The sequence below is a fragment of the Rhodanobacter sp. MP7CTX1 genome, assembly GCF_014205795.1.
GTDB lineage: Bacteria > Pseudomonadota > Gammaproteobacteria > Xanthomonadales > Rhodanobacteraceae > Rhodanobacter.
Window position 1 is genome coordinate 212806 of sequence record NZ_JACHCN010000007.1, and the last position, 10963, is coordinate 223768.

Annotated in this window: 4 protein-coding genes; all 4 read left to right on the forward strand. The window is 61.0% G+C overall.

Annotation, left to right across the window (positions count from 1 at the left end; translation table 11 throughout):
- The first annotated feature begins 269 nt into the window (after positions 1 to 269).
- A complete protein-coding gene (locus HDE77_RS11350; RefSeq protein WP_184417429.1) occupies positions 270 to 3164 on the forward strand; it encodes a TonB-dependent receptor in 2895 nt (964 codons plus the stop codon).
- Between the two features lie 203 nt (positions 3165 to 3367).
- Positions 3368 to 3664, forward strand: a complete 297-nt coding sequence (locus HDE77_RS11355; protein WP_184417430.1) for a hypothetical protein — start codon at positions 3368 to 3370, stop codon at positions 3662 to 3664.
- 685 nt (positions 3665 to 4349) lie between these two features.
- Positions 4350 to 6233 carry a protease pro-enzyme activation domain-containing protein gene (locus HDE77_RS11360; RefSeq protein WP_184417431.1) on the forward strand — a complete coding sequence of 628 codons (1884 nt, stop codon included), beginning with the start codon at positions 4350 to 4352 and terminating at the stop codon, positions 6231 to 6233.
- A gap of 92 nt (positions 6234 to 6325) precedes the next feature.
- A partial coding sequence (locus HDE77_RS11365) for a hypothetical protein (protein ID WP_184417432.1) occupies positions 6326 to 10963 on the forward strand: 4638 nt, incomplete at its 3' end.

Genomic DNA, 10963 nt, shown 5'->3' on the forward strand with positions numbered 1-10963 from the left:
GCGGCCTCCACGCCTATCCCTCTTTCGAGGGATACCAGATAGCTCGAACGACCGTCGTGCAAATTTGCCCCATACGCCAGAGTCGCCACACGGAAGCTTGAGCACAGTTGCCAAGGAGCAAGGGAGCCGGATTTGCGGCTGCCCTTTCGTGCGAAGTGCGTCGTGTCGACCATCGCGCGCGGAGCGCAAGTCATGCCTTTAGCTATCGGCACAATCCCAGTGTGGGTTGCGCCCTTCGATGATCAATAACGTTGCAGGGGAACAAGTTAATGTTGAAATCCAAGCTTGCGGCTGCCATTTTGGCAGCCTTGGTGGTGGGCTCTATCTCGAACGCACACGCGCAATCCACAACGGCCATATCGACCACTGCCAGCCAGGGTTCTCTTGATCAGAGTCAGCCCACTCAGGATCAATCGCAGGGCGCCAGCCAGTCTTCCGATACGACCACAGCTGAAGAAAAGAAAGCCAAACGCCTCGATACCGTGCTGGTCAGCGGAACGCTGATCAACAACGCGCAGATCCAGACCGCCACGCCCACCTATACGATCACCGCCGAGGACATCAAGGCGCGCGGGTTCAATAGCGTGCAAGAAGTGCTGCAGAATGCCGTGCAGGCCACCGGTTCGGTGCAGGGTCCGCAACAGAGCGGTGGCTTCACCCAGGGCGCGCAGGCTGTGAGCCTGTACGGCCTGAACCCGGAGTACACGCTCACCCTGATCGACGGCAAGCCGATCACCCAGTTCGGTCAGCTTTACAACGGCGATAGCAACTTCACCAACATATCCAACATCCCGCTGTCGATGATCGATCACATTGATATCGTCCCGGGCGGCGGTTCGTCGATCTATGGTTCCGCCGCTATTGCGGGTGTGATCAACATTGTCACTAAGCAGCACATGGATGGTTACGAAGTGACCGCGCGTGCCGGCAGCTACGACGGCGGCGGCGGTTCGAACCAGCGTTTCGCGTTCGCGTTCGGCCATGACTTCGGCAAGCTTGACGTGCTGGGCTCGGTGGAGTTCGACAACCAGGCTCCGATCTGGGGTTACCAGCGTTCGTTCACGGCACTGTCGCCCACACCCTCGCCGGTCGCGCTCATCGGCAACTACGGCAACATCAATACCTACACCGGCGCCGAACAGGGTTATATCAGCCCAACGGACGGTTGCGCTGCCATGAGCGGTCTGTTCAACGGCTCCACCACCAATGACAAGTCCAGTACGGTTGCCAGCCGCACGGGCACTTATTGCGGCTCGCGTCAGGTACTGGGCTACACCACGCTGCAGAACCAGAGTCGTAGCTACGATGGCATGTTGAAGCTGAAGTACAACGTCAATGAAAACGTGCGCTTGTACAGCGACATCCTGCTCGACTGGCAGGGGCAGAAATATACGCCAGGTTCCAATTTCAACTGGTGGGGACCGATCGATTATCCGGAAGGCCTGATCGAGGATGCCAGCACCGGCAATATCCTCAATGCCGAACGCATCTTTGGGCCGGAAGAAGTCGGCAACAACTACTACAACCAGTTGGGCCGCCAGGATGACCTGATGTACCAGGCCGATGTCGGTGCCAACGGCATCTTTGGGCAGTCCAATTGGGACTGGGATGTATATTTCCTGCGTTCGGGCGACCGCACCACCACCAGTTCTCCTGAGCGTCTCGCCTCGGCGGTGGACGGCTATTTCAACAACATACTCGGGCCCAATCTCGGCAGCGACCCCAACACCGGGCTGAACACGTACAACCCGAACTACCAGGCGTTCTACACCCCGCTGACACCGCAGCAGCTCGGCAGCTTCATGCAGAACATCAATGGTTCCAGCAATACGTGGATCAACAACACCCGCGCCACGGTAAGTAACGACAGCCTGTTCGCGTTGCCCGGCGGTAATGCCGGGTTCGCATTCCTGGTCGAGGGTGGCAACCAGGCGTGGTACGAGCCGATCAACCCGTTGATTGAGAATGGTGACATCTGGGGCCTCACCGGCACATCCGGCGGTGGTACGCGCAGCCACTACGGGACGGCCTTCGAGGTGAACCTTCCGGTGTTCAAGCAGCTGACTATTGATCTGTCCGGTCGTTACGACCATTACAGCGTCAATGATGGTGGCACCAATAGCAAATTCACCTACAAGGCCGGTATCGAATACCGCCCGTTCGAGACCTTGCTGCTGCGCGGCAACTACGCGACCTCGTTCCTGGCACCGGACATGTCGGCCCTGTTCCTCGGGCCCAGTGGCAACTATCAGGATGTGACTGACTATTACCTTTGCGCTACCCAGGGCGGCAACCAGAACTGTGGTGCGAATTTCTCCGAGCAGGTAAGTGGCGCGCTGCTCTCTAATCGGCAGCTGCAACCCACCACAGCACAGAGCTGGACCGGAGGTCTGGTCTGGGCACCGATCGATCATCTGAGTCTGAGTGCAGACTTTCTGCATATCGCCATCCAGAATGAAGTGGCGCCGCAGTCGACGGATCTGCTGATGAAGCAGGACGCGCAGTGCCTGCTTGGCCAGCTTCCCTCGGGCTCCGCTGAGTGCACGGCAGTACTGGGGACGAATGGCAACAACGGGCAGGTCGTGCGTGATTCGTTCACCGACCAGGTCACCAACATCACCCAATACTACGTCAACATTTCCAATGAGGTAACCGACTCGGTGACTGCCGAAGCCAAGTACATGTTCGAGCCGACGCGCATCGGAGTGTTCGGTCTGCAGTTCGACTACAACGACATGCTCAAGCACTCCTACCAGATCTATCCGGGTAGCCTGCCAATCAATCAGTTGACGAACCCGCTATACAGCTCGGAGTTCAAGAGCGTCGGCACCGGTGCGCTCAACTGGTCGCTGCACGACACCTGGTCCAGCACGCTATACGTGCACCGCTATGGCCCCACGCCGAACTACACCGCGATGGTGGACGGAGCGGGGTACCCAGGCGCGGGTCGCGTAGCACCGTGGATCACGTGGAACTGGAGCCTCAGCTACACCCCGCTTCCGGGGCTCGATCTGTCGCTACTGGTCAACAACGTGCTCAACAAGATGCCGCCGAACGATTCGAGCTTCACCTCGTTCCCGTACTTCAACCCAGACAACTACAACGCTTACGGTCGCGAAGTGATGTTGCAGCTTGACTGGAAATTTGGCGGCGCAGCGCACTGAAACCAAGGCGATTCGGCAAGACAACACCGGGCCCATGTGGCCCGGTTTTCATGGGGTCGTCTGTTTGCCATGCTGCCGAAGTTGATCATCCAGGAGCCGATACCCCGGCTCAAACGATGCGTAGACAAGGCGGCGGACGATCAAAGCGCGTACTGCGCACGTCACCGTGAATCAATCAGCAACCAGCAGTCGGAGGTGGGTGCATGGATACCATATACGACGTAGGGCATATCGAGTCGGGTGTGCCGTTGCCCCAACGCACGGGTGCTGCGCTCACTCCCGGCCAGCAACGCGTGCTCGAACTGAACGATGGCGATAGCTTCGTGCTACATGCGACGCGGATCGCCGACGACAATGGCGTCATCTTGAGGGGGCGCTTCAACCATGTCTCCGATATTGCGGCCCGTCTTTCGAGCTGGGCGCGGGGCCGGCGTGTGCGACTTGCGTATCGCGTGATCGACAAGGACACCGCCCGGATCTGGCGGCTCGGTGCGATCTAAATGGGTCGGCATGGAGGCCACCGTCTTTGGGGGTATGCGGTCGGCAACATCAAGCGTGGTATCCCGCTTCCAGCCACAGGCGAGAAGTCACTTTCCATCGAGCAGATGCAGCTTCTGCAACTGAAAGACGGGGAGGGCCTTGTGCTCGCGGTGCACTTCGTTGCATTCCTGGCCGATAACGCCAAGCGGCCTATGCCGCACGATTGAAGGAGATTCACGGCCCATCATCACCCACGCCGGGTGCATTGTGGTTGGTCGTGAGGGTGGTCAGTGTGCCCACACACGTATCCCTCTTTCGAGTGATACGAAGTAGCTCGAACGACCGTCGTGCGAAGTTTATCCATGTGACAGAGTCACTACAGGGAAGCTTGAGCACAGTTGCCAGGGAAACCAGGGAACCGATTACGCAGCACCCTCTCGCGGGCGATGCATCGTCTCGATAGGTCGGCATAACCGGGTGCCACCAGCATGGATGCTTGGTGTCAGTTGCGGATGATTCTCCCTCGATATCGTCTTACGTCAGCTCCTGGCGAGTTGATTCGTGCCGGCGTTACTAGCCCAGGTATTCAGTTGCCATGCACCGCGCCGCAGCAGCGCAAGGATTTTTGTTCGCCATAGCAGTGCGCCGCGTTCCCGGAGTTCTCCGGGTTGCTTCATCACCCATTTTTGTACGGGACCCATGACCATGAAGACGCTTTATAACTCTCGGCTCACGGCATTGGCCATGACCGTATCGCTGGCACTCGCCGCAGTTACCGTCATGTCAGTTCACGCGGATGCTGTCCCTAACGGTATGGGTGCCGCGGTGGCCCGCACTACGGCGCTGGGTCAGGGCGATGCTTTTGCGGGAGTGTTGCCGCATACGCTACCCATGCACATCGTGGTCGCACTCAAGTTGCGCAACAGTGACCAGCTCAATAGTCTCATTGCCGCGCATCAGACGCTGACGCCAGCACAGTTCTCGGCGCTACATGCACCGACGCAGCTACAGGCCCAGGCGGTCGCGACGTACCTGACCCAGCTGGGTTTCACGAACGTGGTGATCGCGCCAAATCGCCTGTTGGTGTCGGCGGACGGCACAGCCGATAGCGCGCAGGCAGCTTTCCAGACTTCGTTCGCGCGAGTGCAGACCCACGATGGCCGTGCGGCTTTCGCGAACACCAGTGATGCGCACATGCCGCCCTCCCTACAGGATGGCGTGTTGACGGTGATGGGCCTGCAGAATGTGCATCTAGCGCATGGTTTCGCCGTACGCGCGCAACCCAAGGCGAGCGCCGCGGCGAGTGAGATGGGTTACGACCCGGTCGATTTCCCCTCCATCTACAACGGCACCGGGCTGCCGACCGCGGCAGGCGTCACCATCGGCATCATTGCCGTGGGCGAGCAGAGCCAGACCCTCGCCGATCTCAACACCTTTACTGACGCCAACAATCTGGCACGGGTCACGACGCAGATCGTCGCCACCGGCGCCACCGCACCCAACGCGGATCTGGGCGAATTCGACCTGGATAGCCAAGACATCGTGGGCATGAGCGGTGGCCAGGTGGGCAAGCTCATCTTCTACACTGACCCGGATTTTTCGTTCGCCAGTCTGGTCGCCAACTTCAATACGGCGGTGACGGCGAACGTGGCCAAGATCATCAACGTCTCGATCGGCGGATGCGAACTAGATGCGCAGGCCGACGGCGCCGCCGCCGCCGGGGATGAAATCTTCCAGGTAGCAGTCGCGCAGGGCCAGACCTTCTCGATTTCCGCTGGCGACGCCGGCGCCAACGAATGCACCGGCGAAGGCACCGGCGCCGAGTGGCCGGCCTCTTCGCCGTACGTAGTTTCGGTGGGTGGCTCCACGCTAACGGCTACGACGACCACATGGGGCAACGAGGTCGTCTGGAACTGGGGTGGGGGAGGGACCTTCTTTGCCACCGGCGGCAGTCCAAGTGCGTTCGAACCCATGCCAAGCTGGCAGACCGGTTTCGACCCGGCGGCCACGCGCGGCGTGGCAGATATTGCCATGGACGCGGACCCGGACACCGGTGCGATCATCGTCATTGATGGCAGCTACGCACAATGGGGTGGCACCAGCCTGGCTTCCCCGCTCTTCGTCGGCTTTTGGGCGCGCGTGATCGCGGGCAGAGGCACCGCCGTCGGCTTCGCGGCCCCGTGGTTGTATCAGCTACCGGCGACGGACTTCCACGATATTACCGTGGGCAACAACAGCGGCTACCAGGCCAAGGTGGGTTACGACTTTCCGACCGGTCGTGGCACCTTGATCATGAGCAACGCCTACAGCGATATCGATAGCGGCAGTCCGCCGCCACCACCACCTATCGTCCCGGTCGCCAACTTCAGCGCGACCTCAAGCGGGCTGATCGCCAAATTCACCGACAGCTCCACCGAAAGTGGCGGCACGATCACCGCGCATGCGTGGACCTTCGGTGACGGTGGCACGTCCAAGCTTGCCGACCCCAGCCATGCCTATCTCAAGGCGGCCATCTACACCGTCAAGGAGACGGTCACCGACAACCACGGTGCGGCCGCGATCAAGACCGCGTCGGTGACGATCAAGTAGCGACGCGCGCGCATCGAGGAAGGTCAGCCGCGATCCTGGGAGGCGGGACGCGGCATCCACGGTTTTCAAAAACTTAAGGGGTTGGGTAAGTCATGAATGCAAACACGAATGGCCGTCTAAACAAGACGCGTCACACTCCGAACCTCGCGGTCGCGCCGGTCACCCGCGCCATTCGTTCGGCCCTGGCTATTTCGGCCACGTTGTTGGCTTTGGGAGGGAGCGGTGCCGCGATCGCGCAGGGCACCTGCACCTTCACGACACCGACCACGGTGTCCTGCGATGGCGCCTTCACGACTACGGTGCCGGGTACTTTCTTTACACCTATCGATGATCTCACCCTGGTGCTGGGCGACACCGCGCCAACCAGTGTGACCCCCGCGGCTGGCCTGATGGGGATTGATGCCAACTGGAGCGGTAGCGTGGGGGTGACCAGCTACGCCGATATCACCACCGTGGGCGCCAGCGGCATCCTTGCCTACGGCTCGACCTCGGCGACGGTGTTCAACGAAGGCAGCATCACCACCAACGTCACGGCGCCTGGGGCCAAGGCGATGGACATCAGCAGCACCTACGGCGATGTGACGGTGCTCAATAGCGGCGCGATCAATGCCTACGGCACCGGTGCTTACGACGTAACCGCGGTCAGTGCTACTGCGATGCATGGTGGTCTGCTCTTGGTCGCGAATTACGGCACGATCACTGCGACCGCCCAGGATGGCAATGCCATCGCGGTCGATGCGTCGGCCTATGGAGGTGGGGCGGCCCAAGTCGGCAACGTGGGCGCGATCTCCGCCAGTTCGGTCGACGGCATTGCCATTGGTGTTCTGGTGCAGTCCGACAGCTACCTTGCCTTCGTCGACAATTTAGGCAGCATTACAGCAACATCCCTCTATGGTCAGGCCGTGGGCGTACTCGCCTCCGGGATAACCGCCGAAGTTAGGAACGGCTATAGCGGGGCCGTCTCCTCGATCTTGGTGACCAGCGGCCAGGATGCGGCAATCGGTGTGGAAGCATATGGCCAAGCCGGCGTGATCGTCCAAAACTTCGCCAGCGGTTCCATCACGGCCACCTCGAACGGCGGCACGGCCACGGGAGTCCTGGCCCAAACCTTAAATGGCAGCGCCAGCGTCATCAACGGCGGTAGCATCCAGGCCACATCCCTCAACTACAGTCCGGCCGTGGGCGTGGAAGCCGATAGCCTTATGTATGGTGCAGCGTACGTCGGCAATACCGGCAGCATCTCGGCGACCGCGGTGAGCGGAAACGCCACGGCCATCCTGGCGCAAGCGCAGATCGGCAGGACGAAGGTCGTCAATGCTGGCGACCTCACGGCGGTAGCCGGCAGCGGGACCTACTACCAACACAATCATGCCATTGGCATTGTGGCCTCCAGTGGCGCTGGCTACTCGCCGGGCATCACCGAGGTCATCAACTCAGGCAGCATTACGGCTACCGGCGCCTCGTTGGGCGAAGGTATCGAGGGCTCTGCCCGCAATGGCGAACTATTGATCACCAATACCGCCAGCGGCACGATCACGGCCTCCAGCCCGATTGAGGCCATCGGCATCGGTACCGGCCAGGACGGCCACAATGGCTTCGGTCGTTACATCGATGAGCACACCTACAACGCGGTGATCAATAACGCCGGCACCATCTCCGCGAACGCGGACGGCACCAACTGCGTCAGCACCTGTAGCTATCTGCATGCCACCGGCATCCAGGTCTTTCTCAACTACGGCAATGACGTGACGGTCACCAACTCGGGTGCCATCGCCGTATCCGTCCTGGGAGGAGCCTCCGGCCACTATCTCGGGGGAGAGGGCATCGATGCAGTCACCTACCGGGGCGACATCGCGATCAACAACTCCGGCCGCATCAACGTCGCCGTCAGTACCCCCAACACCCTTGGCGCCGGAACCTATGACTATGCCAACTGGGGCATCAACGCAAGCACCATTTTCGGTGAAGTCTCTGTCGTCAACTCTGGCGACATCAGCGTCACCAGCCCCAGCGGTGCTAACGGTGCATTACTGTCGGGCATCAATGTTTATTCCCAGCGTGGCCTAGGCGTCAACTCTGTCGTCAACTCCGGCAATATTTCTGTCACCGGCGACTCCGTCGGCCAGGTGAGCGGCATCCACGTGTTGACCTTTTCTGGGTCGGTTGCGATCAGCAACTCCGGTGACATCGTTGTTGACGGTGGTTCTGACGGAGCCGCCTGGGGCATCTTTGCACGGGCCGCAGAGATATATAGCAATGCGACGGTCACCAACTCTGGCCGCATCACGGTCGACTCTACCCTCCCCGAGAGTGATTACGGCATCCAGATCGACGAGGCGACGGGCCACGATGTTGTCGACAATTCCGGCAGCATCACCGTCACGAATGCCGCCGTCGATGCGAGCAACGTTATGGGCATACACGTGATGTTCGGTAACGGCACGAACACCCCTGACTCGATCACCAATTCAGGCGACATTTCTGTCTTCGGTGAGAGCGGCAACACCTTCGGTGTGTATGGACAATACCAGCCCGGGAACGCCTACCACCATCTCAACCTGACACTCAACAACAGCGGCTCGATCAGCGCCAGCTTTTTCGACGGCAACCAGGCCAGCAGTCCATATATCGATGTGGCTGGCGTCGTGATACGAAACAGTAACAGCGCTACGATTGTCAGCAATTCCGGCTCCATCACTGCGAACGCGTCCGTCGACCCCCTTGCAGGGCCGTATGCCAGTGGGAGTGCTATTGGACTGGATGTTGACGACTTCCAGGGTGTAAACCTCCTGCAGTATTCCGCGGACGGCACCATTGCCATCACCAATACCGGTTCGATCGCGGCGTCGGTCACCTCCAATGGTGCGACCGCCTTTTTCCGCCCCGACGACGCCATGGGTATCCGCACGTGGTCCACCTATGGGGCGGCGAGCGTGACTAACTCAGGCAGCATCACTGCCACTGCGCAAACCGATGCTTCCACGACAAGCGCGTTCGCCCTCCCATTCTCTGCTGTCGGTGTCTCCATGAGCACGTTTCCCTATCTGGGAGGAGGGAGCTTCTCGCTGGCGGACATGACGGTGAGCAATGGCGACACCGGTTCGATCACGGCGTCATCGACGTCCAACTATGGTAACGTCTCTACCAAAGCCACCGGCATCAGTGCGACCCTCGGACTTTCCGCCTCGTCTCTCGTCAACGCTAATGCGGGTATCGCCGTCAACAACGCTGGCCTGCTCTCGGCGACTGCTACCGTCGGCGGTGCAGATACCTTGGGCGCGGCAACGGCGACAGGAGTCTCGGCATTCAGCTGGTCCGACGGTTTCGTCAACGTGACCAATACCGGCACGGTGCTCGCCACGGCGACGGCGCCCGGCGTCGCGACCGCCACCGGCATCTCGGCTACCGGCTACAGCGTCGCCATGGCCATCAACGCGGGTGGCATCGTCAACGCCACGGCCACCGGTGCCAGCGGTACGGCGACCGGTTTGTCACTGACCAACACCGGTACCGGTGCGTTGACCGCGAACAATGACGGCGTGCTCTCAGCCACTTTCGTTGGTGCCGGCGGCGAAGCCTACGGCGCGATGATTACTTCGGCTGGCGACGTGACCCTCAATAACACTGGCCACATCCTCGCGAGCAATGCGACGTCAGCGGTGGGCGTGGATTTCAACAGCCCGACCAATATCACGCTGATCAACAGAGGCACGATCACCGCGGACTCGGCAGCGGCCGGCAGCGTGGCCGTGCTGAGCACTGGCGCGTCGAACGCCACCCTCAACAACAGCGGCACGATCACCGGCGCGATCCAGACCGGTACGGGTAATGACAGCTTGACCAACGCTGTCGGCGGCATCTGGAACGCAGTGGGTGCGTCGGACTTCGGCGCCGGTGACGACACCGTCAGCAACGCCGGCACGATCAATCTGAGTAACACGACGATCAGTCTAGGCAGCGATCCGACCGGCAATCAGTTCACCAATACCGGCACGATCACCGTGCTGGGCAGCAACACGATCACCATGGACACCGGCACCCAGGTCAATCCCAACCCGTTCACCAACAACGGTACGATCAACTTTCAGAACGGTGCCGCAAACAACGTGCTGACGATCGCCGGCAACTTCGCCGGTAACGGTCAGCTCGACATGGATGTGAACGGCGCGAGCGGCACTGGCGATCAGCTGAAGATCACCGGCAATGTCGCGACCGGCAGCGTGAGCACGGTCAACGTGAACCTGCTGACCGATCCGACCACCGCCTCCAGCATGATTCCGCTGGTGCAGGTGGGCGGCACCGCCGCTGCCGGAGCGTTTGTGCTGGGCACGTTTACCCAGCCCAAGAGTTTCCTGGGCCTGAGCGAGGCGCTGGTGAGCACGCCGAACCTGACCTCGCTGGGCCTGACGGTCGCCGCGGCCGCACCGCCACCGCCGGTCACACCACCACCGACGACACCACCGCCGGTCACGCCGCCGCCCTCCAGCATCGGCGTCGGCGTGACCGTGAGCGGCCTGAGTCAGCTGGGTACGCTGGCGGCCTCCGCTGCACCGGGCGTGCAGAGCCTGATGAACAGTCAGATCGGTACGCTGGAAGATCGGATGGGCGCGGTCACGCAGACGATCAAGGGTGGCCTGAGCTTGTGGACCCGCGCCTTCGCCGACAGCGGTACGGTGTCGCCGGATCACTCGGCCGGTAACTTCGGCCAGAACGGTAACTTCGGGTTTGAC

Coding starts and splice junctions, on each gene's coding strand:
- HDE77_RS11355 (WP_184417430.1), top strand. CDS start 3,368: ATGGATACCATATACGACGTAGGGCATATCGAGTCGGGTGTGCCGTTG.
- HDE77_RS11360 (WP_184417431.1), top strand. CDS start 4,350: ATGAAGACGCTTTATAACTCTCGGCTCACGGCATTGGCCATGACCGTA.
- HDE77_RS11350 (WP_184417429.1), top strand. CDS start 270: ATGTTGAAATCCAAGCTTGCGGCTGCCATTTTGGCAGCCTTGGTGGTG.